The organism is Streptomyces sp. WAC07094 (assembly GCF_036320405.1).
In the GTDB taxonomy this organism is placed as follows: domain Bacteria; phylum Actinomycetota; class Actinomycetes; order Streptomycetales; family Streptomycetaceae; genus Streptomyces; species Streptomyces lannensis.
In genome coordinates this window covers 1,364,961-1,389,441 of record NZ_JAVMJZ010000001.1, presented here as the reverse complement: position 1 = coordinate 1,389,441, position 24,481 = coordinate 1,364,961, and the positions used below count along the sequence as shown (strand labels likewise).

The following is a 24,481-nucleotide window of genomic DNA, read 5'->3' as shown; positions in this document are numbered from 1 at the left end:
TAAGTTGTGGAGGTGAACACCATATGGCCAGTGGTGTCACCCAGGAACCGGGCCACTGAAGCCTCACCCGGGCCCCTCTCCGGCCTGCCGCGGCTCAGGCTCCCGGCCGAGCAGATAGCGCACGATCCGGTCGAGGTCCTCCTGGTCGAAGCCCTTGAACTTGTTCCGGAGGTCATCGGGCTTCCCGATACGGTTCGGGGCGCCGTACACCCACGGCGGCCGCTTCAGATCGGGCTTGCCGTTGCGCTCGCCGGACGCCGGGCGGAGGCCGACCAGGTACTTGCCCGAGCGGGTCGGCGGTGCCTGCACGAGAAGCCGCTCATAGCCGGGGGCAAGACCGCCCGCCTCGGTGAGCAGGGAGTTCTGCGCGGCGTGCCACTTCTGCATCCGTTCGCCGCCTTCGCTGCCGGGTTCCTCCATGTACCGGACTGTGTGGCCGGCCAGGGCCAGGGCCTCCAGATTGCCGCTGCGGAAGCCGAGATGGCGGGTGGAGCGACTGCTGCGGCGCAGGTACTCGTACAGCCGCATCTGACCGATGCGGGTGTGTCCGCCCCACGCGGCCCGCTCGCTCGCCTCGCCCTTGGCCCAGAACGCGGTGAGGTCGTGCACGTCGAGCCCGTGCGCACGGAACTCCGTCTCCATCGCGGGGTACTTCGTCGCGTGCGCCGGGTCGGCGTAGGCGTCGCCGGCGATGATGACGAGCGGACCCCCCTCGGCCGTGCGCGACTCCTCCCGCAGCCGGGTCAGGATCTGCCGGACACCCGAGTAGCCGGTGTCGTGCTCGACGTGGACATCGCCCTTCTTGCCGCTGAACCGCGACCACAGGATGACGGTGTCCCGCTCCGGGGACGGTTCGATGTGCCGCTCGGCCAGCCACTCCCGGGCCGCGGCGCGGTCCTCGGCCGGGAAGCCCTCGTCGTCCAGCCGCCATGCGGCGCGCACCTTGCGCCGGACCTCCACGGTGAAGTGCCTGCCGATCCAGGTCGTCCCGGAGCCCACCGGGATCACGAGGTTCTTCCTCTCACCGCCGGTGAGCCTGCGGCCGATGACGTCGGCGGCCTTGGTTTCGGCCGCCTTCGCCGGCTTTTCGCCCTCGGCGAGCCGCACCAGGTGTACCCGCTCCTCGGGAATGCCGCCGGTCAGGTAGAAGTCGTGGATGTCCGGGCCCTTGTCCTGTTGCGCCCGGTCGGCGATACCGGTGATCACCGCGACATGGAGGTTCTCGTCCGCGATGAGTGCGGCCGCGATGCCGAACTGGTCGCCGGTGGCGTATCCGGGCTGCCAGAGCAGCCGCTTCGGCTCCGTGCCGGTGTCCTCCAGCCGCTTGCCCAGAGCCGCCGCCAACTCGGGGTCCAGTTCCGGTCTGCGCAACACCAGGCGGGCCCGGTCCAGTTCGCCGAGCCCGGCCTCCCGGAGCGGGATGGCGTGGGCGAGCTGGAAGGCGACCCGTGCGGCGCCGTCGTGCCCGAGATCCGCCACGTCCTCGTGGGTGACCTCGGTGCCCAGGAGAGCGGGGGCGCTCAGCCGTTCCCTGAAGGCGTCGGTGAGGTCCGCCTCCGTGATGTCGCCGTTCTCGGTGAGGGGGCTGCTGCTCGGCTCCTCGTGCACGTCTGCGTCGCGCGGAGTCCCGTCGACCACCGGCGCCACCGTGGTTCTCGGGAGGGCCGCCAGATACTCCGTACCGCGCCGGTACAGCGTCACCGTGCGGTCCGGCTGCGCCTGGGGCGGGACATGGGTCTCGGCGCGGCCGTCCTCGGAGACGACGGTGATACGGACCCGGTGGGCGACGGCCGCCACCTCGACCGCGGTGCGGGAGGTCGCGTCGTCCCAGCGGCGAGCTGTGTGGAGCTGAGTGCGGATCAGCGCACGTTCTTGACGTGGTGTCAGTTCCAGGTCGTCGGGCAGCCTCCCGCCGGAGCGCCGGAACTCCTCGGTCCGCGCCGCGTCGAGGGCGACCCCGGCGCGCTCCAACTCGTCGTGGGTGAAGGGCGCATCACGATCCAGTACGGCCGACGGCGGCAGCGGGGAGCCGCCGACCAGGGCGACCGGGTCGCTCTCGCGCTTCGGGCGGACGGCAGCCGTGAGCGCGGACCAGAAGCCGTTGCCGTCCCCCGACGGTTCCATGAGGTCGTGGACGGTGCCGTCCGGAGCCGTCAGTGTGGCCCCGTCGCGGCCGGTGCCGTGCTGCCAGGCGCCGGTCTCCGCGGTGGTCCAGGGCGCCTTGGCGTGGGCGGGGCGCCGCGGCCCGTCGTCGACCATCGCTCTTTGCCGGTCCCGGGGCAGGGCCGCGGGCAGTGCGGGCTCCCGCGCCGGTTCGCCGTCGGGGACCGCGTACCGATAGTGACGGTCCTTCAGGTGAAGGACGACACGCGGGAGTTTCTCGTCCTTCCCGGCCCCGGGTGGAGTGAAGTCAAGGAAGCCGCCGTCTGCCCGGATCACCGTCACCCGGACCCCGAAGGACCGGGCCGCCAGGGCCGGAAGCAGGTCGGCGGCGCCGTGGTCCCAGCCGGCGTCGTCCGCGCTGTCGCCGCCGCGGCGCACCTGGGCCGCGGCGAGTGCACCGCGCTGTGCCTCGGGCAGTTCCGCGTGCAGGGGCATGTGGCCGGTGTCGTCGAACTCCTGCTGTTCGGGTCCCACCGGTACGAACGCGACCTCGGCGGCGGCCAGTTCGGCCGTGCTGAAGGTGTCCCGGGTGTCCGGGGAGACGAAGGCGAGCAGGTCCGCGTTGCCCGGGTCGTCGAGGCCTGCGGCCAGCCGGGCGCGGAGTCCGGTCACGAGATGCTGCCGGTCCGCCGCCGCTGCAAGGTCACCGAGCAGATCCGGGTCGGCCTGGTGGAGTCCCTCCGCCAGTGCATGGTGGAAGGCGTCACCGTCGGCGGGCACATCGTGCAGCGTGTACGTGGCACCGGTCGGTGAGGTCAGCGTCGCCGGGGCGTCACCGGTGCCCTTGGTCTCGGTGTAACGCTCCTGTGCCGGGGCGGACTTCGCGGGCGACTTGTCCAGCACCACGGCCGGCGGTTCGGTCAGACCGGCCCGCCGTTCCGGCTCGCCGGGACCGTGGGGCTCGGCGGGCAGCCGGTGCCAGCGGGTGAGCCGGTCCGTGGCGGCCCGGACCCGGTGGAAGTCCTCGGCCGCCGACTCCGCCTTGCCGAGCTCGGTGTTCATGGCCTGGTGCGTGGCGCGCAGTTCGCGTCGGATCGCCTTCAGTGCGGCGGCCGTCTCGTGTACCTCCCGCCGCTCCGCCTCGGCGGGGCGTGGCCCGGAGCCCCGCTCCTCCCCGCGGACACGGTCCGCCTCGAGCGCCGCGGCGAGCCGGAGCTTGGCGGCGGTCAGCTCACGCCTTCCGGCGCCGAGACGCTCGCGCAGTTCCGACATCGCCCTGCGGTGCTGCCAGTACTTCTTGTCCGCGCCCACCCATGTGTCGCTCGCCCGGGTGACCTTGGACCAGGCGTCCGCGACCTGGGGCGGGAAGGTCTCGTCCGAGACGAGGCCCAGCTCACGGGCGACGTCCTCGCGGACCCAGGCGATCACCTGGGTCTCGGCCTCCACCGCCTGGGGGCGGGGCTTGACGTAACCGAAGGGGCCCAGGTGCTCTCCGAGCCAGGCGCCGGGCCGGCTGTCCTTGAAGCTGCGCTCCACGTCCGCGACACCGAGCCAACTCGTCGGTATCGCGAACAGGAAGGCGCGGCCGGTCTTCGGTTTGAGCGTGATCTGCGCACCCTCGGCGCTGCCAAGCCTGGCGGCGTCGGCCTCGGCGGCCGTGGCGTCGGAACCCGCGACGGCCGGGACCGCCGTGCCCGCCACACCGGTGGCCAGCAGCGGTCCGCCGCCCAGCGCGGGATCGTGCGCGCCGCTTCGGGCCACGGAACTGTCGCTTCCGGTGGTGTCCCGTTCGGCGCTCTCCATCGTGGCGTCCGGGGCCACCGCCAGCAGCCGGGCCCCGGCGAGGTCCGGCCGCGAGTAGAGCCGGTACTCGCCCTGGGCGCCCCCGACGAAGCTGTCCTCGGTCAGCCCCGCCACCTGGAATCCGTCGTCGGTGGTGGTGTCGGCGAAGAAGGCTGCCAGGGAGGCGTTGCTCGTGCCGTCGTGCAGCGCCAGCGCCGATGCGGTGCCCGGCCTGGTCAGCGGGGTGCGGCGGGCCCTGCCGACGGCCTGCTCCAGATCGGCGCCGGACAGCTTGCGCCGCTTGCCGGCTCCGGGGCCGGCCGAGGCGCCGTACGCCCTGGCGATGGCGAGGTCCCCGGCGGCCTGCAGACCGGTCAGGCCCACGATCCGGCGAACGTCGAACCCGATCGGCGGCTTCCGGAACGGGCGGCTGGTGCCGTCCGGATGAGGGGTCGCCCGCCACGCCTCGACGGCCTTCCCCAAGCCCTGCGAGGTGGTGCCGCCCAGTGCCGAGACGGTGACCGTCTTCGGCGGTGCGGCCGGCTCCGGCTCCGGTGGCGCCAGGGGATCCGGTGCCGCTCCGTCCGCCGGTGCGGCGGCCGGGACGCTGAGGCTCAACGGCAGCTGCTCGCGCATCCTGCCGACCGCGCCCTCGGCATGGACGGTACGGCCGCCGCCCAGATCCAGGGTGAGCCGCAGGGTGTAGCGGGTGAGATATTCGGCGTAGGGCTCGTTGGCGTAGAAGATCGAGGACCGCCAGCGGGTCGTGGAGCGTGCGGTCGTGGTCTGCTGGGTGCTCGACCCCAGCTCGCCGTAGGTCGGTCCGGCGGCCCGGGCGACGGGGTCGCCGGTGCGCACCGCCTCGCCGACGCTCATGCCCACGGCCTTGGTGCCGCTGCTGCTCACGGCGTCCTCGGTGGTCTCGGTGGCGTGCCGGCCGTCCTTGAGGACCGCACTGTGGCCGAGGCCGTCGAACTCCGGCTCCGCCGCGACCAGTTCCACCTTGAGGGCGGCGGTGCGCCCGCCGACGCGGATGCTGCGCCACCCGGGCCCGCCGATGCGGGTGCGTGCCGCGGCGCCGGTGGAGGTCAGCTGTTCCCGCAGGGCGCGTACGGCCCGCGGGGTGACGAGGGAGTGCACGCGGTCGCGGCTGGCGTCGTCGACGCCCAGTTCGCGCAGCTTGCCGTCGAAGTCGGCGAGCACCGCGGTGGTGTCCAGGGAGTTCACCGGGTACGAGCCGAAGGGGTGGTCGCGCAGCCACTTGGGCTGGCTCCAGGCCTGCGCGGCGTACCGGGGGACCTCTCCCAGCCGGTCCCTGAGCAGACCCAGCCGGTGGGCGGCCTTCTCCGACAGATGGCCGAGCCAGTCCCCGGAGAAGGTCAGCCGGCGTCCCGCCCAGTGGGCCCGCGTCCAGGTGGCCAGGGAGTGCAGCGGGGACAGCAGCCCGTCGGCCCGCACCGAGCCGGCGACGTCGTGCTCGGTGTCGCCTGCCACGAGGACCTTGTGGCTCTCGTCGACGGGGTTGATGTCGGCGGTGACGGTGCGGTTCACGCTGTGCGTCACCGCGCGCAGCCGTCCCCGGCGGCCGACGAGCCCGTAGGAACCGGCGATCGAGGGCCCGGTGGGATGGGTGTGGAGGAAAGCGGCGCTGCCGACGACCGTGAAGCTCTGGGTGGTGGTGACGGCGCCGGAGGCCTGGAGGTCGCTGCCGAGCGTCTGCTCCGTCTCTATCCTGGCCGGCTTGGAGACGACCCGCGGACGGACCACACGCATACGGTGCACGAGTGTGCCGAGCCGATTGAGGTAGGGCCCCTTCCCGAACAGACCGGTGATCCGCGAACCGGCCGGCCCCGAGGCCTGGTCGAAGTCGGCCGTCAGATACTGCGCCTGGAACGGCCGCAGCATGGCGTCATGGGCGGGGGCGCCGGTCTCCCCGAAGTGCCAGGAACCGCCCGAGGCGTCACGCATGACGTCCTCCGCGGCCCTGGTGAGTTCGCCGTGGGCGCCCACGCTGAGCGGATAGTGCGGCAGGTCCCCGAACGGGTTCGGGCCGTGCTCCCGGCCGGCGCCCCGCACGTCTCCCGTCGCGAGGGCCTTGGCCCGGGCCGGGTCCATCTGCTCGACCTCGACCGGCGCCGGGGTTTCGGCTCCCGCGTGCGGATCGGTGGCGGGGGTGTGCTCGGCGGGCACGGCGAGGAGCACCCGGCCGGTCACCGCGTTGCCCGCGGTGCCGCCGACGAGTGGGCTCTCCTGCTCACGCCGTACGAAATGGTGTGTGCCGAGGACGCCGAGGGAGGCGACGCCGCGCCACAGGTTGCGGAAGCGCCAGTAGCCGCCGCTGACCGCGGACAACTCCAGCCGATAGCTGTGCAGATGGGACGGCGAGGCGCCGATGCTCAGCGATTCGTACGAGACGGTGGCGCCGTAGCCGGTCCTGCGGCCCGTCTGCCGGCCCCAGCGCGGACCCGCCTGGAGCGTGCCGGTGTTGGGGGGCAGGCCGATGACGTCCTTGGCGGAGTCCCGCATCGACACGGAGACGTCCACCCCGGCCTCGTAACCGCGCACGACGTTCTGCTGTCCGTCCAGGCGCTCGGTGCCCGGGGCACTGCCGCGCACGATGAGGTCGTTCTGGGTTCCCTCGTAGCGCCGGTCCGTCAGCCGGCCGTCGATCCAGATCCAGCGGTAGGACCGGGTGAAGCGGCCGGGTACGACCAGCCCGATCCGCAGGCCGGTGGTGACGAGCGTCTCGAGATGGCCCGCCATGCTGTGGTGGGACAGCGTGTTGATGACGTTCAGGGTGTTCTGGAGCGCCATCCGGTAGTGCTCGGCGTCACGCCAGCGGGGATCGGACGGATCGCCGAACTCCTCCAGCGGCGCGACCATTCCGGGGTACGCGCGGGCCGCCGCCCGGACGACCTGATCGGTGAAGGAGTCCAGCAGGGTGCGCTCGGGTCCCTCGGCCCCGTCCCTGCGGGTCAGGGCACCGTCGTCGTGGGTGAACGCCTCGGGGCGGCTCATCCCGAGGACCGCCGGGTCCTCCTTGGTCAGATAGACCGGGGCGTGCGGCGCGTTGTGGTGGCGCTTGCGCAGGGTGGTGCCGTCGTCCCAGCCCGCATGACGGCGCGCCTCGGTGCGCGTCATCCGGTCGAGGCTCCAGGTGGTGAACGGCGTGGGCTCCGGGTCCCCGGTCATGCGGACATAGACCGTCTTGCGGACCAGATACAGGTCGGTGGGGACCTTCTTGGCCTGACCGACGATCTTGCGGCTGCCGGTGCCGCCGAAGACTCCGGTGTGCGTCGTGGTGCGCGCGTACCGTCCGGCGAGCCCTGCCATGGCCCGCAACCCGGCACGCATGCCGAAGAAGTCGGCGAAGGTGGCGCTCGGACCGACGGCCGCGTTGATCTCCTGGCTGTACGACTTGCCCAGCGAGCGTTCGTTCCTGACCGCCCGCTGGATGGTGTTGCGCATCTCCGCGGCGGCTGACTCGGTGAGCAGCCGCGCCTCGCCGGGCACCACCCGCTCGACCACGAAGGCGCCCACGGGGGAGCGTTGCGGGTCGTCGCCGACCAACTGGCGTGTGGTCACCTTGTCCCGGGCGAGGCGGTCGGCCATCCGGTGGAAGTTCTCCGTCGTGAAGAACCCCGCGATCTCGTCGTAGGCGGCGGTGCCCGGTTCGGCACCCGCCCGCCTCAGCGCCCAGTCGCGCATCTTCTTGACCGGTCCGTAGCCCTCGGTGTGCACCAGGCGGTAGTCGGACCACGGTCCGAGTGTCATGGTGCGGGGCACGCGCCCCGCCCGGGACGGTGAGGTCTCCCCGTCCGACAGCCGGACGGACAGTCCGTTGCGCACGCCGAAGGTGAAGTGGCTCTCGCCGGTGAAGAACGCCCGCGGCAGCCCGCTGCGCGCGACGCCGGAGCGCGGGCCGACCACCTGCACCTCGTACTGGACGTCGTCCAGGTGCAGATGGGACCCGTCGCCCGTCCGCGTCTCGACCTGGCTGAGGGTCTGCTCCTGCATGCCGTAGTCGTACGAGCGGTGGTAACCCAGGGCGCCACCGACGCGGCCGTAGGCGGCGAGCGCCCCGCCCGTGGGCGGTCCGATGGCGAAACTCGGGGCGATCCGCACCGAAGTGCTCAGGTTCTTGCCCGCGCCGGTGGTGACCTGACTGCGCTGGACCCCGTCGAACTTGAACGGAGCGCCGTGACCGTCCGTGAACCGTTCCCAGTTGCCGTGCGGCCGGGTGGTGACCCGCAGCACCCGCACCCGGCCCCGGGCGTCCCGGAACGGCGGGGACTCGTAGCCGTCGCCGTGGAAGGCCCAGGGGGTCTCCCGCAGTGCCCGCTCCAGATCGGCCAGGGCCTCGCCCGCGCCGGGATCGGCCGACTCGTCGAGTCCGGTCCGCGCGCCGATCTCGCGTGCGACCTGGTCGGTGCCGCGCAGGGTGACCCGGGCCTGTCCGTAACTGCCCGCGGCCGTGCCGTCCTCGCCGTCGCCCGTCAGATGGGCAGGGAGCCGGCTGCCGTCGCCGAAGACCACCGGGCGGCCGTCCCGGGGCGGCGGCAGCAGCGAGCGGTCGAGCCGGGGCGGACGGTGGGTGTCGAGCTCGGTGTCGATACGGAAGAAGGCGGGCTTGGGCTTGTCCGGCTTGCTCTCGCCCGGCTCGGGCCGCTGCGGTCCGGTTCCGTCCGGCTTCGCCCCGGGCCGGTTCTGCGCCGGTGAGGACGTAGGGGGCTGCCCCGCCGTGCCGTCCTTGGTGCCGGTCGCGAAGTGCACCTTCTTCTTCGGCGGTGACGAGGACGGCCCGCCGGGAGCCGCGGCGGGCGCGACGGCCGAGTAGTGGTCCCGGCCGTTGTAGTGGACGTACACCGGTCCGGTGGCGCCCTCGGCCAGGTGGTGGTCCTGGCGTCCGTCCTGGACCACGACCACGTCGAGCCCGATGCTCCGCGCGACCGCGGGCAGCGCGCGGTCGAAGAACGGCGTCGCCCACAGCCGTACGTCACGGATCGCCCGCTCCACCAGGCCGGCGGTCGTGGTGCCGGTGATCTCGGCGAGGTCCGGGGCCGTCCGCGCCCAGCGCGGATAAGCGGTCTGCAGCAGGCGCCGCCAATGGTCCTGCGGCGTCTCGTCGCCGGCGCGCAGACCGGCCAGGAGCCGTGTGCGCAGAAGGTCGGCGTGGTGCTGGTCGGCGAGCCGGTGCCGGTCCTGCCGGGGCGCGCCGTCCACCCAGGCCTGCTGTTCAGGGGTGAGGGCGGGCAGCGGTACTCCGCCCAGTACGTGCCGCAGCGTGACGGTGTCCAGGTCGCCCACGAGGACGTCCAGCGGATCCATCCGCATGGGCTCCTCGTCCCGCAGTTCGGAGTCGGCGAACCAGTCCGCCGCATGGTCGCGCAGCCGGCGCACGGTCATGTTCCGTACCTCGGAGGCCGGTTGCTGCCGGGCGGCACTCGCCAGCACCGAGGTGAAGAAGCAGTCGCCGTCGCCCGCCACGTTCAGCACGTCGAGCCGGGGCCGGCCGCCGGCCGCGGGGAGCTGCCGGGCCACCGTGCGGACCGCGGTCGCCTCGGGTGATCCCTTCGCGCCACCGTCGGGCAGGGCGTCCGTGGCCGGTGTGCTCTCGCCCGGTGGACCTGGCGGGGACGGGGAGGCGCCGGGGACGGAGGACAGGGACAGCCGGTGCAGTGGCGCGGCGGGGTCGGTGTCGTGGGCCCTGCCCGCCTCGGTCAGCACGATCCTGTACTGCTCCGCGTCCGGTGCCGCGGTGTCGGGCAGACCGAGCAGGTCGCGGGTGATCCGGCGCAGCAGGCCGGGTGTCATCCTGCCGTCGGTGTGTCCGGCGGCGGCGCCGTCCGCGCCCGGGTTCCAGCGAAGCGTGTCCAGCGCCGCGAGGTCGCGCAGCAGCGCACGGTGCTCGGCGGAGCCCTCGATGCCGGTGCCGAGGGTGCCGCGCAGCGTCCGGATCAGCTGGAGGGTGCGGTTGCGGGCCCAGGGGTCCGCGGCCTCCGGGCCGTCGTGCAGTCCCGCGTGCCGCGCCAGGTCGTCCAGGGCGTCACCCGACGGCTCGGGGGTGAAGGCCGTCCAGGCGCCCGGCGCGCCGTCCGGGTCCAGATAGAGGATCGGCCGTATCTGCCCCTTGCTGTCCACGGCCGTACCGGCCTCGGTGGTGGGGGCGTGGACCACGCGGCCGGTCAGATTGGCCACGTGCTGGGCGACGGACAGCCCGCCGTGCTCCGGCGGCCGGCCGGTGGAGCACGAGTACAGCACGATCGGCCGGTCCTTGGGTCCGAGGTCCCCGCGTTCCAGATACCGGGCCAGTTCCCGGCCCGTGACCTGCACGGTGGTCCCGTCCGCAAGGGCGAGGGTGACCCGGGTCGGCGTGCCGTGTCCGGCGAAGAAGGTGGCCCCGCCCTCCCGCCACGGCAGGGCGTGCGGCGAACCCACGAGGACGGCACGGTCGCTGCGATGGTCGGAGTAGGTGCCGCCCGCGAACACGGTGGGCATGCGCTGTTCGCGCCGGGCCCAGTCCCCCGGTGTGTAGGAGGCCTGGCCCACCCGCCGTCCGTCGCTCCCCGTGAGCGTGATCCGGCGCAGCGAGGAGTCGGCCACGGTGCGGTCGTCGAGGGTGCGGACGGAGGACGTACGGACGGCGGGGACGGGGGCCGGGGAGTGCGCGGGGGTGACGGGACGGGTCACCAGACGGGCGGGCGGAACGGAACGGCCGCCGGTGCCCCTGCCCTCGGTGAGCACGCCGGACGTGGGGTGCGCGCTGCTCCCCGCCGTTCCCGTGGAGGCCGCCGGGCCCTGGCCCGCCAGGGCCGACGTGGCACGGTCAAGGCCGCTGATCCAGTCGTCGAACGGCTTGTTGACGAAGACTTCCAGCATCTGCGACGTCAGCCTCTGCCGCTCCGCCATGGCCTGCCTCGCGGCCGTCGACATGTGCTGCTGGGCGGCCGCGGCCATCATGCCGGCGTAGTTCCCCACGAGCTCCCGGTGGAGGTTTCGCCGCCCCTCGACGAGGCCCGTCGCGAGTCGCTCCAGGGCCGCGAGGTCGGTGACCTGCTCCAGTTGCCTGATCTCGTCGGATATATGGCTCTGGACGCGGCTGACGACCTGTTGCATCGCCGTCGCCTCCGTACCGGAGGGCCTTGTGCGCGCGAGGTCGTCACGGCGTACGTTCAGGAGCGAACCCGGGTCGTCCCGCTCCGCCCGGGCCTTGGCCAGATGAAGCCCGGCGACCGTCCGGGGGTGCGGTGCCGCGCCCTCGTCCCGCAGCAGCTCCGTCCAGTTCTTCGCCGGGTTGTGGATGAACTCGTTCACCAACTGCTGAGCGAGATCACGCACCTTGACGGCGGCCTCGCGCTGCTCCCTGGAGGCATTCCCGCCGATGACGCTCGCCTGGCCGATCAGGCTCTCGAGCTGATCGCGCAGCGAGGCGCGCTGTGCCTTGAACTGGTCCGCGAGGTCACGCAGGGACTCGAAGTCCCTGACACGCCCGAGCGCCGCCACCTCGCGGTCGACATGCGCGTCCACGGCGTCGAACAGGTTGGCCAGCAGCTGCGGGTCGCCGCCCACCGGGCCCACGTCGAGGATCTTCCTGCGCAGCTGCTGCAGTGGCCAGTTGTGCTGCTCGCGTTCGCTGCGCACCATCGCCTGGTAGAACCGCACGGTGTGCTCGAGCTCCCGGCCGGGGCCGAGGACCAGCGGACGTCTGCGGAACTGCCCGAAGGAGATGGAGTCCTTCGCCGTGGCACTGGTGTGGTTCTCCTGGCTGAGGACCTCCCAGCCGTTCGGACCGTGCCACAGCATGTTCGCGACCTCGAAGAGCCGGTCGCCGCCCTCCGCGTGGTCGCCGCCGTAGTACTCGTCGTGGCCGAACCAGTCGGTCGGCCGTATGTCGCGCCGGAAGCCGACGGTGTGGTGGAAGTTCGACTCCGGCGACTGGTAGTGCCATACGGTGAAGCGGTCGGGTGCCGCATGGCCCGACACCGCGAACGCACAGCCGTTCATGGCCGGCGTCACCACCAGCCCGGGACCGGAGCCGTCGCGTGGATCGCGGGGTACAGAGGTGTGCCCGACGCTGCGCTCGGGGTCGGATGTGCCTCCCGTGAGATAGGGAGCGAAGGCGGCCTCCACATAGCCGTGTTCCGCACGGAGCGGAGGCAGCGCGTCCGCGGGCAGACCGAAGGGCCTGACGTCCGCGTAGTGGTGCGCGTACCACTCGACCGCCGGTGCCAGCACATACACGGGCCGCCCGCCGGGGTCCGTGCGCTTGTCCTCGACCAGTACGAACCGGTGCTGGTCCAGGGCCGGGTCGGCCAGGGCCCTGACGAACGCACGACGGGCGTTCGGGTCGAGCGCAGGGGCGTGCAGCGCCAGACCCTCGTCGAGGTCCATGGACAGGACGTTCGCCCCCAGGAAGTCCGCCGGGGCCGCCGTCAGCGACTGCTCGGCGGTGAGGTCCCCGCCGGTCGCGGCAGGCCGGGAGGCGAGGGAGGGAGCCGAGTGGTCGGACGTGTCCTGATGCGCGGTGCTGCCGCCGCCGCTCTCGACGAGGACGCCCGTGGTGGGCTCGGAGGAGTCGGGCGGATCGGTGCGGCCTCCCGTGGTGGGCTCGGAGGAGCCCAGCAGATCGGTGAAGTCGCCGAAGTCCTCGTCGGAGTCGTCGGAGGAGCCGAGCAGATCGGTGAAGTCGCCGAAGTCCTCGTCGGAATCCTCGGAATCGTCGGGAAGGCGGGAATCTCCGGGGCCGTCCGAGGCCGCCGACACGGTGGACACGGGGGACGGCCCCTGTGTCCGCGTCGGACCGGTGCCGACGGTGACGTTGGCCGGGGCGGGCGGGATGACCGACTCCGTACGGACCGGGCTCGGCGGCGCGCTCTGCTGCTCCGGGGCAGGTGCCGGAGCGTGGGCGGAGACCGTCGGCAAGGGGTCCGGCCGGCCGGAGGCGGCGTCGGTCTGCGCCCCGGAGAAGGCGATCCTCAGCGCCTGGAGCACCTGATCGTTGCGCGGGTCCCGGGCCTGCGCCGCCAGATTCCGGAAGTAGGTGTGGAGCGGGGCGCCTTCGGTCACGGAGTCCCTGATCGCGTCCGCCACGGCCCGCGTCTGCTCCGGCGTCGGACCCACCGAGAGCGTGCGGGTGGCGTCCCGCACGGTCCTCTCGTGACCGGCGTGCAACTCGTCCACCACGTCCCGCAGTTGCTTGTGCTGGTCCGTGGTGAGGACGAGTTCGGCCGGATCCCGCATCTGCCGTTTGACCTTCGCGAGATCGTGCGAGTCGAAGTCCACCATCCGCTGGACGGTGTCGCCGTTCCCGAGGATGCCGGTGATCCGCTCCTTCGGCAGGGCGTCGGTCAGCCGCAGCATCTCGTCCTGGGTCAGCAGCCGTCCCCCGTCCTGGGAGGGGAGCGCGCCCAGCACCGAGCGTGCGGTATGAGTCCTCTCGAGGTCGTCCCAGCCCGGGGCGCTCTCCAAGCGGGCACCCCACTCGCTCTTGCGCACGATCGCCTCGGTGACGTCCTGGAGCCGGTCGGCGGCCTCGGGATCGTGACGGTCGTACGGCGTGTGATGGGTCAGCACGGAGAAGAACGGGCGCCCGAGAAGCTGTGCCAGGTTGCTGGTGTTGGCACCCTCCAGGACGGCGGGCAGGGTGCCGAGCCGGTACACCTGCCGGAACACGTCCTGCGGCAGCTTGCCGCCGTTGACGATCAGGACCTGGCCCGGACCGAGGGCGGCGATACGGTCCGCCAGGTCTTCGGTGTCGAGGTCGGCGTGATCCAGCCAGTCGGCGGTGTGGCGCGGAGCGAACGGCACGGTGGCGTCGCCGAAGGTGATCACCACCGTAGGCCTGCCGAGGCCGGCCGCATGCGCTCCGGACGCCAGCGTGTTCACGGCGGAGGCACGGCCGGAGGCGGCCACGTTGTGCAGGCCGTAGACGGGCATCAGATCGGCCCGGCTCTTCAGGACCGCGTCCACCACGGCCCGCAGACCCTCACCGCGCGCGCCGCCGACCTGGTCGGTGATCAGGCTGTCCAGCTCGGGCCCGGTCGGCTTCGGCACATGGAAGCGGTACAGGGCGCCGCCGGGGATCGGCGGGGTGCCGGTTCCGTCGTCCTCCAGGTCATGGACCGTGACCTGTCCCCCCGCACCCGGGCGGCTGTAGAGCAGCCGGTGCGACTGGCCCCAGGCGTACGGTTTGAGGACGATCGCGCGGTCCGCGCCGACGAAGTCGAGGAACTCCTTGGCGGTTTTCGGGTCCGGGTCGAGACGGTCGCTCGCGGCCACCAGGACCAGGGAGTCCTTGAGGTTCGCGGCCTGGACTCCGGACCCCGACGTGCCCGACCCGAACGTGCCCGTCCGCCAGTCGATCCGCTGGTTCATGGCGTCCGGCACCAGCAACTGGAGCCGGTCCTGGACGCTTTCCGGGGCTACGACCGTGATGCGCCCGTCGTAGCCCAGCTCGTGCAGCGAGTCCATCAGCATGGTGGCCGCAGCCTGGTGGCCGAAGTTCGCGGCGTCGTCCACCACCACCGTCACCCCGGGCAGCGAGGCCAGCTGCTCGTGCACGGCCCTGCGCAGGTCCAGTTCCGCCGGCGAGGGCATCTCTCCGCCGCGGTGGGCCGCGATCTCGTCGAGCAGCTGCTGTTGGGACGCGTGCGAAGTGTCGGGCGTGGTGATCAGCCGCCGCCAGGCGTCGTGTTCGGCGGGGGTGGTGTTGCCGGCGGCCGGTGCTGCCGACGGGTGCACGGTCGGCGCGGGCGGAGCCGTCAAGGACGGGGGCGGGCCCACGGTGGACGCCGGAGTGACCGGGGGCGCCGGGTCGACCGCGGGCGCCGGGGTGACCGTCGTGTCCCCCCGGTCGTCCGCTGCCTCGGTGGTGTCCGGGGGGGTGGAGGCCCCGTCGGAGGACGTCGTACGCGGTCCGTGCGAAGCGGACGAGGGGTGCGGGGACGCCGAGCCCGTGCTGCCGGGTGCGTGGTCGACGGCCGGCCGGTCGACGTGCGTCGTGGGGCTGTGCGGGGCGGTGGTGTCGCCGCTCTCGGTGAGGACGCCGGTGGTGGGGCTCTCGTCGCCGCCGTGATGGGTCCCTTCGGTGCCGTCGCCCTGGTCGGAACTGGCCTGCTGGTGCTCGTCGGTCCGCTCGTCCCCGTGTGTGTCGCCGCGGTCCACCTGGCTGGTACGACCGCCCGAGCCGGGAGTGTTCCCCGTGCCGACCGTGCCGGTGTGCACGGGCGGCGGTGTGAAAGCGGAGTCCTCGGCGGAGCCGGAGCGGGTCCCGGAAAGCGAGCTCGTACGGGTGCCGGAGCCGGATCCCGGGAGCGGGGCACCACCCGTGGACAGGGGCACCGAGGACCCGGGGCCGTTCCCGGACGTGCCCGGGGTCCCTCCTGCATGGTCTTCGGAACCACCACGGGTACCGTCGGCTCCGCCGTCCGACGCGTCGTTCGACGTGGGCGTGTTCGGGCCGAAGGTGTTCCTGATCCAGTTCCCGGAGCCCGCGGCTCCCGCGCTGAGCGTGTTCTCGACCTTGCCGCTGATGCCCGCGCCGAGGAAGGTGTCCCAACTGGTCGACCAGTTCCCCGTGAACAGGCCGCTGCCGAGGAACTCGGCGGCGGCCTCCGAACCCCCCTCCACGACGAAGTCGCGACCGTCCCGGCCGAGGTCCCGCGCCACCTTGTCCGGCGAGAAGTGGGAGTTCTTGCCGCCGAGGTCACGGACGTCGTTCTTGCCGACCTTCGAGACCACGTCGTTGGCGAAGTCCTTGTCGAAGCCCTTCCCGAAGGGGTTGTTCTTGAAGAACTTGCTGATGACATTCCCGACGTTCGAGAACGCGCCGTGGAAGATCGAGGCGAAGGCGCCGAAGGCGCCGTCCTGCGCGATCTGGGCCCAGTCGAAGCCCTTGGGACGGCGCCCCTCCGGTCCTGCGACCATCATGGCGAGCCGGACCGCGAAGGTCATGAACGCCTCTTCGAACGCCTCGCTCAGGGTGGGCATCAGATGCGTCCGCTTGAGCAGCGTGTCCATGACAGTGAGGATCACCACGCGGCTGCGGGCCCTGGCGACGGCCGCGTCACCGGCGGAGGAGCCGCCGCTGAAGATGGACATCACCAGGATGATGGCGAGTTCGATGAGCAGCCGGATCAGCTCGGCGATGATCTGCCACTTCGACTCGGTGATGTTCATCGACGTCTGGACGCGCCCCTGCGCGATCTCGTCCAGTTGGTCGGCGAACTCCTTGAGGTAGTTCGTTCCGCCGTCGTTGACGAACAGGTTCATCGCCCGCACGTAGTCGTTCCCGACCCGGGGCGGCAGCGCCCTGCCCGTGCCGACGACGGACTGCTTGATGATGTCGGACAGTTCCAGGACACGCTTGCCGAGCCGCTTGTACGGCAGATGGCTGGCGTAGGCCTGGTCCTCGTTCGCCTGGAGCAGGCGTTCGCCGATCAGGACGAACAGCAGGTTGTTGAGCTGGGGCGAAGCCTCGATCGCCATGGAGGCTCAGTGCCTTCCACCCGTGGTGTTCCCCCGGCCGGACGACTCGTGGATGGCGTCGAGGTTCCCGCCCTGGGTGGTGAGGATGTTCTTCAGGTTGGCCGTCGTGCCGTCGGCGACGGAGACGACGGCATCGGCCAGTGCCTGCCCGGTGTCGCTCGTGCTCTCGCGCTCCTTGTGCTCCTGCGGGACGACCTCCTTGGCGAAGCTGTCACTGGTGCCCGGCCAGTCCCGGGTCAGGTTCACCTCGTTCACGAAGTCCCTCATCATCTCCCGGGCGATGGAGCTGATCTGGTCGATCTGCCGTACCCCGCCCTGGATGCGGGCAGGGTCGGCGAAGTAGGAGTTCTCGTCAGCCATGGTTCGCCTCGTCCTCCGCGTCCTCGTCGATCTCGTCCCGCAGCCGGCGGTCGCCGCCGCGGCCCGTGGCGGTCTCCGGCTCCTCCAGCACCCCGGGCCCGAAGATCCGCGCCCAGTCGACGTCGACCCCCGTGAGCTCCGGCACCGTGGTGCTGGGTTGGGTGAAGGGCTTGAACGTCTCCATCACACGGCGGGACATCTGCGTACGGGCCTGCCCGGCGGACTCCAGCACGCTGGCGGCGAGTTCGGCCGCGGCCATGGTGCGGTACTTGCCGTCCAGGAACCTCAGTCCGGTCAGCTCGCCCTGCGGGCCGACGGTGACCTCCACCGCACGGTCCCGGGACCGCACGGTGACCGTCGCATTCCGCAGTTCCTCCTCCGCGCGCGCCACGCCGGCCTGCACGGTCTCCAACTCGGCCATCGCCTCGGCCAGGCGCTGCTGCACCGACAGGGGCTCGGCCGGCTCCCTGCGGCCGGCGCCCCCCGCGTCCCGCGTCCCCGTCATCGGCCGATCACCGCCGGGGCGCCGCCCTCGTCGGTGCCCCAGACGTCCTCGTCCTCGGGCACCCAGCTGGACCGCTCGCGGTCACCGCTCTCGGTGGACTGGGCCCCCTGACCCGCCGGGGAACCGCCGCCGCCCATCGGGTAGTACGGCGAACTGGTGGTCGGGGTCGAGCCGCGGGTCAGGACCATCTCCCGCTCCTCCTCTTCCCCGCCCGACGCCGCCCGGGAGAGGGTCGGGCGGCGCAGCGAGGCGCCACCGGTCTCGTCCAGCACCTTGCGGACACGCTCGTTGTTCGACTGGTTGCCGGCGCCGCCCATCCCGCCGAGACCACCCGGGTTGAGCGGGGTGCCGCCGGTGGGCGGGGCGGCGGCGCCGCCCGCGTTGAGGGCCGATCCGCCCGGTGCGCCGAGGGCGCCGCCGGTGAAGGGGGTGCTGTCGTAGTCCTCGAAGGCCAGGTCGTCACCGTGGAGACCGTCGAGGCCCGAGTTCAGGGACCCCGAGTTCAAGGACCCCGAGTCGAGGGACCCGGAGTGCAGGGACGCGGAGTCGAGGGATCCCGGGTTCAGGCCGCCGGAGTGCAGGGACGACGGAGCGTTGAGACCGTCGAGCCCGTTGAGGCCGCCCGTGGAGTGCAAGTCCGTGAGATGGGAGAGGTCGTCGGCGCCCGAGCCGAGGCCCGCGTTGAGGTCGGTCGTGGTCACCGAGCCGTCGGGATGGGTGGTGGTCGCCGCGCCGGTGGCCGGGTCGACCGTGGTGCTCGTCCCGTCCGGGAACTTCGTGGTGAGCGTGCCGTCGGCGTTCAGCGTCGTCGTCGAGCCGTCCGGGTTGGTGAAACTGTCGCCGGCGTTGAGCCGGGAGGTGGTGACCTTGCCGCCGGGAGACGTGGTGGTCATCGTGCCGGTCGCCGGGTTGAACGTGGTGCTGCTGCCGTCCGGATAGTCCGTGGTCAGCGTGCCGTCGGCATTGAGTCGCGTGGTGGCGCCGCCCGGGTTGGTGAGGGGGTTCCCACCGTCGTTGAGGCCGAGGTGGTTGAGCGGGTTGTTCAGCAGGGGGTTCGGGCCCCCGGGATCGCCGTTGAGGGGCAGCCCCGAGCCGGGCGGCCCGTTGAGGTTGGAGCTCAGACTGTGGAGGTTGTTCCCGAGGTCACCCAGGCTGTTGTTGAGCCCGTTGGTGAAGTTGCCCAGGCCGTTGTTCAGCCCGTCGCCTATGTTCCCGAGCCCGTTGTTGAGGTTGTTGCCGAGGTTGTTGAGGTTGTCTCCGAGGTTGTTGAGACCCTCGTTGAGGTTCTGCTGGTTGTTGTTCAGGATGTCGTTGAGGTTCTGCTGATTCTGGTTGAGCTGGTCCTGGTTGAGCTGGTTCTGCTCCTGCTGGTAGGACTCCGACAGGGACGTGGTGTCCTTGGTCTTCAGCGGGTCCTCGAACTCGGTCCCCGCGTCGATCCAGTTGCCGTTGAGCGTCGACAGGGACTGAGTGGCGACCGGCACCAACTGCTGGTTGACATAGTTGTTCCAGCGCGTGACCGCGGCCTCGCCGAGCTTCTTCCAGGACTGGATGTCGTTGAGGTTGCCGTAGACCGGGTGGTTCTCCAGGAACCCCGCCCGCGTCGAGTAGCTGGTGACCGTCGTCTCGCCGCCGTAGGAGGTGGTCTCGTCGATGTAGGGCACGTTGTTGGTCAGCACCCACGAGGACAGGTCGTCCAGGAGTTCCAGCACCGACCGGTGCGGATCGTGCTCCCGGGAGTTCGCCCATGTGGTCCAGGCGTTCTGCAGGTTGGTGATCTCCGTGACCAGCTGCTGCTGGGCCATCGCCAGGGTGTCGCCGAACTTCGACTTGGGGGAGACGCCGTTCACCGTGGTGTGGGCGGAGTGGTAGTCGGCACCGCCGAGCTGTTCCACATAACTGTCGTAGTTCTTGCGCAGCTGATGGACCAGGTGCCAGAAGACGCCCGCCGCCTGGCCCTTCCACGACGCCTGCTCGCTGCCGAGCGAGGTCTCCCACTGCTCGAGTATCTTCGCGTGGTCGATGAAGAACTTGGCCGCACGGTCGAAGGCGAGAGCGGTCCGCTCGAACGAGTTCAGATCCACCGCCTCGGCGTCCGCCACCGGCAGCCCGGAGTACGCGAACCCGCGGGTCGTGTGGTCCGCGAGCAGCTTGTCGAGCGCGGCCTTGGCGCCACTGACGTACTGCGACATGGGCCCCGAGTCCCACTGGTCGCCGTAGTGGCCGGTGAACGCGCCGCCCGAGGTCATCTCACCTGCGTCAAGCAGCCGCGCCCTGCTGTTGGAGTCGACCGGCACGCCGATCAGGACGATCCTCGCCCGGTGCATCTCGACGCCGCTGTGGGCCCCGTCCCCGCCCGCGGTGTAGAAGACGAGGTCGTAGTCCTCGCCGTCGTGCTTCATCCAGCCGCTGATGGCCGAGTAGTCCTCGGCGGTCACCGCCCTGACGCCCATGGACTGGATGTCCATGCGGAAGAGCGGGATGCCCTCCTTGCTCTTGAGCTTGTCGAACAGCGTCTTCCGGCTGGGCATGGGGAAGCCGGTGTAGAGGGTGACGGCCTTGCCCCAGTAGTCGTCGGCGTCGTTGGTGGCTGGCATCGCTCGAGGCTCCGCGGAGGTGGGGGGACGGTGGGCGGGCGCCGCCCGGCAGAGGCCGGGTGGCTAGTTTGTGTTGCTCTGCGAACCACCCGTGTCGCTCAGGTCGCTGTCGACGTCGGAGAAGATGTCGAGCAGTTTCTCCCCGTCGATCGACGTCAGGCTGCTGCCCTGGGTCTTCAGCAGCGTCCTGATGGTTTCCCGTACGTCGGAGTCGATGTCCTTGAAGAGGGTCCGCTGCGCCGCGAAGATGTCGTCGACGGACTGGGCCTCGTCCTTCACCTTGGAGATCAGGCTGGCGCCGTGCACGTCGTCGGTGCCGGCCATGAGCCCGATGGCCAGGAAGGGGTTCTCCTGGAGGGTGTCGGGCGTGTTGCGACCGTCCAGGAGGCTCTTGAGCGCCTGTGCGCCCGCGGGATCGTCCTTGCGGATCTGCTCCAGCGCGGTGATGAAATCGGCCACGTCCCCGTCGAGGAACGCCTGGAGTCCCCGGGAATCCAGATGTGTCAGGTCCGCCATGGCATCCTCCTGCTCTGCGTGCTGCTGATGTGCCGGGTCCGCCGTCGCGACGCTGCGGCCGGACGGCGAACGGCGGGGTGTCGGAACGTGGGGTGGCTCAGCGGCCGATCTGGACCTCGGACCACATCTGCGACAGCGAGTTCTCGCTGTACTTGTAGTTGCCGGAGATGTCCGTCAGGAGGCTCGCGTGCGAGTTCAGCAGCTGCTCCATGTTCTTGACCGCCTGGTCCCAGGCCGCCTGCTTCTGCGTGTAGACCTCGGCGTCCGAGCCGTACCAGGTCTTCTTCAGCTCGCTCAGTTCCGCCTCGAGCGAGGACAGCGTGGTCGCGATGGCCCTGGTCTGCTGGACCATGTCGTCGGCCGCGTTCTCCATGTGGCGGTAGTCGACGTAGATGTAGCCGTCGGTCAGGTTGTCGGACATGGGGGGTCTCGTCTCGGTCGTCGGTGCAGGGACGTGGTTCGGGGCCGGGTCAGGACCCGGTCAGCTGGTGGAAGACCGCGTCGGAGGAGTTGTACGCCTGGTTGATCGCGTCGTTGGAGGAGCCCTGCGTCTTGCCGTGCTCCACCAGGCTCGTGTTGAGCTTGTCGACCATGTCTTCCAGGTTCCGCAGGATGACGTTGACCTGTTCGTCCCACTGCTGCAGGAGCTGTCCGTACTGGCCGCCGTCGCTGCCCTGGTAACCGCTGGACAGGGTGGCGCGGGTGCCGTCCACGTCCTGCCGCGACTTCATGATTCCGGAGAAGGCCGACTCCAGAGCCTGGATGCCGTTCCGGGTGGCCTGTTCGCTTGACTGCTGGCCATCGCCTGCCATGGTTCGCCTTTCCGTCGAACGAATGATCTGCTTCTGGTGAGATTAGAGTTGCTTCAGGTAGTGGAGCAACGCGCCGCGAAAATGTGTTCCTTGCGCATGTCGTTGTTCAACTTCCTTAACGTCCCGGCAATGTGGCGGTCAGAGAACCCCCGGCCGTAGTGCCGAGTCCACCGAGCGCCGCGCCGAGGCGACCGCCCGGCGTCTCGCCGGGGCGATCACCGCCCGGCGCGCAGCCCGGCGGTGTGGTCACCGCGCCGGTCCCGCCGACGGCCGCCTGCTGACTGAGGTCCGGGCCCGAGGGCAGCATCGACAGCAGGGGCGAGGGCAGCGCCTCCACATCACCCTGCGCGTACCCGAGGGACTGCAGCGCCGCCGCCGTCGGCACGCGGTACTTCACCCCGTTGTCCGCGACCAGGTACGTCGTGTCGCCGACCGTCGCGCCGTTCCCGCCGAGCGCCCGTACCAGCACACCGTGGCCCGGACGTACGACGGTGGCGTCCACCCGCACACAGGCCGCCGTCACCTGCTGGGAGTCCGCCTGGACGACCGGGGCGAGCGAGCCCGCGGGCACCAGCACCGTGGTGACCCGGGTACCGCCGTCACCGGGCTGCACCCTGGCACAGGCCGACGAGCCCTCCGGCACGTCGACCGCGCGCGGCGGGGAGTCCGGGAGGCCCGCCGAGGCAGGGGAGCGCCCCTCGCTGCCCGGCGCGGCGTGCTCCTTGAGCGCCGCCGCACCGATGACGGCGGACGTGGGCGCCGCCCCGCCGTAGGCCTCCTTGCGGGTGGCCGGGTCACCGAGCACGAGCGCGGCACCGGTGTCGGTCAGCGGCACCAGGCCCTCGCTGCGCAGCAGGTAGTACTGGGAGTCGGAGCCGGGCACCCGCACCTGGAACACCTGGCCCACCTTGCTCTCCCGGCCGCCCAGCGACGGCCCCGAGGAGCCGCGGCCGGGCACCGCGGGCGCTGCCAGGTCGGGTCCGGAGACCAGGGCGTCGAGGAAGGCCGCGGACACCGGGCGCGGGGTCACCGATCCGTAGCCGAGGGACACGGCGGCGCCCGACGTCTTGTCGAGCCGCAGCCGGCTGCCCCGCCACACCAGGTACGTCGCCCTGTCGGGCCCCGTCACCACGATGCCCCGGTCCGCGCCCACCCCGGTGCCGTCCGTGGGGGCGCCGGCGACCAGCGTGGTCAGCGCGGCCGTGCCCGTGCCCGCCGTGCTGTCCACGGTGGCGACGACCGAACAGACCTGCCAGGGGCCGCCGTCCAGGTCACCTGCCTCCGGTACGGAGTCCGGGGCACCCGGGATGCCGACGGGTGCGCCGACCGGGGTGTCGCGCAGCGAGGCGGTGCGCACATCGGTCGTCTTGAGGTCGGAGCCGCCGATCAGCAGTGCCGAGGCATAGTTGCGGACCGGCCTGAGGCGGCCGTCCACGTACAGGAACCGGCCCCCGGTCTCCTTGTTGACGATGAGACTGTTCGACGTGCGCCAGGAGTCGTTGCCCCCGGGGTTGATCAGCCCGTAGACCACGGCGGCCGCCGAGATCACCACGGCGATGACGGTGCCGATGACAACGCCGCGTGTGGTGCGCCCGAGTGGGCTCTCCGGGGCGTCCGGGTCGGCCAGCAACATGCCGGAGGTCAGCCGGCTCATGACGAAGGCGTGCGCCTGCACCTGGTCGCGCTTGGACTGCATGGTGCCTCTCGATCCCCTCTGGTCCGCCGGTCAGCCGTTGATCGCGCGCAGGGCGCCGAAGACGCCGAGCACCCACAGCGTCAGCGGCAACAGGCCGATCGCCAGCAGGGAATGGAACAGTTCGGCGGCGCGGCCCCAGTACGGTGCCATGCGCCGGCCAGGGATCGTCCAGGACGCGATCGCCAGTACGGCGGCGAGGGCGAGCAGCCCCGCGACGAGGGTGGGCCGCTCGGCGGCGTCCAGTGTGGCGGCGGTCTGAACGGCCAGCAGGAACACGCCCCAGGCGCCCGGTACCACCAGCGTGAGCCGCTGCCCGGCGTTGACCATGCCCCGCCCGTGCAGCAGCAGAAGCAGCGACAGGGCGAGCGCGGTGAGCGCCTCGGGCAGGCTGGGCCGCCGGGCGAGCGCGACCAGGCAGCCCGCGCAGACGACACCGGTCGCCCCGTACAGCGCGGTCATCCAGCCGCTCGCCAGTTCCGTGCGGGTGGCGACGTCCGAGCCGCGGTAGGGCTCGATGCCCTCCTGGAGCTGCTGGGGGCTCGTCGGCAGCGCGGGCATCCGCATGCCCGACAGCCGGAAGGACAGGGCCGGCACAAAACCGCCGAAGAGCACGACGACCGCCGCGACCGCCGCCGCGGCCGCGTCGACGGACAGATCCAGCACGCTCATCAGGACGCCCGCGACCGCGGCGGCGACCGCCACCACGGCACCGGCGAGGAAGAACGGGGTGTACACCGCCACCGCCGCCAGGGCGAGCACCGCGCCACCGGCTCCCGCGGCGCCCGCGGCCAGCAGCCGGGCGCCGAGCACATGGTGGGCGTCGGGGCCCGCTATCTCGCCGCCCGGCAGCAGCCAGCCGGCCAGCGCCAGGCTGGGTGCGGCCAGGAACCCGAGCGTCGCCCCGCCCGCCGCGTCGCCCACCGCGCGCCCGGCGGAGGCGGCACCGGCGAGCAGCAGCAGACCGGCCACACCAGCCGTGACGGCCCGGGCCGCGGCCGGGCCGGCGGGCCAGGCCAGGACCCCCAGGCCGGTCAGTACGGTGACGACGACCAGGGCGCGCAGCAGACGGCGGCTCGACTCGGTGCTCCAGCCGTGCAACGTGTCCCTGGTGACACCGGCGATGCCGTCGACCAGATCGTCCAGACGCACCTCGGGCAGTGCCTCGGTGTGCGGGCGCAGATGGAGGACCTCGCCGTCCTTGAGGTCCAGGGTCTCCAGTGTGCCCTCCTCGTCCAGCGGGCGGCCGCCGGGGCGTTGCAGCACCCAGCCGCCGTGGTCGAGGCCGCTCTCCTCCAGTTCCTCGCCCGCGTACTGCAGCAGGATCGGAAGGAGATCGGCGACGGGGACGTCGGCGGGCACCGCGAGGTCGAGCACTTTGGCGGGGGCACGGACGGTGAGGCGGCACAGACCGGCCACCGAGCTGTCAGTCATGAAAGGGGGCCACGCTTCCCGGGAGGCATCCGAGACGACTTGGACGTACGTGTGTTGCCCATGCAGACTACTGGGGCCGCCGTGGTGGCTGTGAACTGCCCGGGGGTCATCCGCTGGTCGCCTGCCCGATCGGGCACACCGTCCGCACGCGGCATCGCCGTTTAAGGAGCCGGTTCGTTGAGCGTTGTCCTGT

General features: G+C 71.7%; 9 protein-coding genes. All 9 read right to left on the bottom strand.

Translation table 11 applies throughout. The features are described 5' to 3' along the window. Positions 1-63: 63 nt before the first annotated feature. Complete coding sequence (locus RCR19_RS06145) at positions 64-16,371, bottom strand: hypothetical protein (RefSeq protein ID WP_331264167.1); 16,308 nt, start codon at positions 16,369-16,371, stop codon at positions 64-66. A gap of 6 nt (positions 16,372-16,377) precedes the next feature. Next, positions 16,378-16,731 (bottom strand): hypothetical protein, encoded by a 354-nt coding sequence (locus RCR19_RS06140; RefSeq protein ID WP_059128591.1) that lies wholly within the window; start codon positions 16,729-16,731, stop codon positions 16,378-16,380. Next, entirely contained in the window at positions 16,724-17,236 is a 513-nt protein-coding gene (locus RCR19_RS06135; RefSeq protein ID WP_331264166.1) for a YbaB/EbfC family nucleoid-associated protein, read from the bottom strand. The genes RCR19_RS06140 and RCR19_RS06135 overlap by 8 nt, the downstream gene beginning before the upstream one ends. Continuing rightward, on the bottom strand, positions 17,233-19,833 hold the full coding sequence (locus RCR19_RS06130) for an AAWKG family protein (RefSeq protein WP_331264165.1): 2,601 nt from the start codon (positions 19,831-19,833) through the stop codon (positions 17,233-17,235). Before RCR19_RS06130 ends, RCR19_RS06135 begins: the two co-directional genes overlap by 4 nt. A gap of 63 nt (positions 19,834-19,896) precedes the next feature. Beyond that, on the bottom strand, positions 19,897-20,349 hold the full coding sequence (locus tag RCR19_RS06125) for a type VII secretion system-associated protein (protein WP_331264164.1): 453 nt from the start codon (positions 20,347-20,349) through the stop codon (positions 19,897-19,899). Positions 20,350-20,446: 97 nt separating this feature from the next. Continuing rightward, positions 20,447-20,770, bottom strand: coding sequence for a WXG100 family type VII secretion target (locus RCR19_RS06120; protein WP_059128587.1), 324 nt, complete (start codon positions 20,768-20,770; stop codon positions 20,447-20,449). A gap of 49 nt (positions 20,771-20,819) precedes the next feature. Beyond that, the gene (locus RCR19_RS06115; protein WP_059128586.1) at positions 20,820-21,161 is read right to left on the bottom strand and encodes a hypothetical protein; all 342 of its coding nucleotides are present in this window, start codon (positions 21,159-21,161) and stop codon (positions 20,820-20,822) included. A gap of 115 nt (positions 21,162-21,276) precedes the next feature. Beyond that, a complete protein-coding gene (gene eccB / locus RCR19_RS06110; RefSeq protein WP_331264163.1) occupies positions 21,277-22,857 on the bottom strand; it encodes a type VII secretion protein EccB in 1,581 nt (526 codons plus the stop codon). A gap of 30 nt (positions 22,858-22,887) precedes the next feature. Continuing rightward, positions 22,888-24,288 carry a type VII secretion integral membrane protein EccD gene (eccD, locus tag RCR19_RS06105; RefSeq protein WP_331264162.1) on the bottom strand — a complete coding sequence of 467 codons (1,401 nt, stop codon included), beginning with the start codon at positions 24,286-24,288 and terminating at the stop codon, positions 22,888-22,890. Between the last annotated feature and the right edge of the window lie 193 nt (positions 24,289-24,481).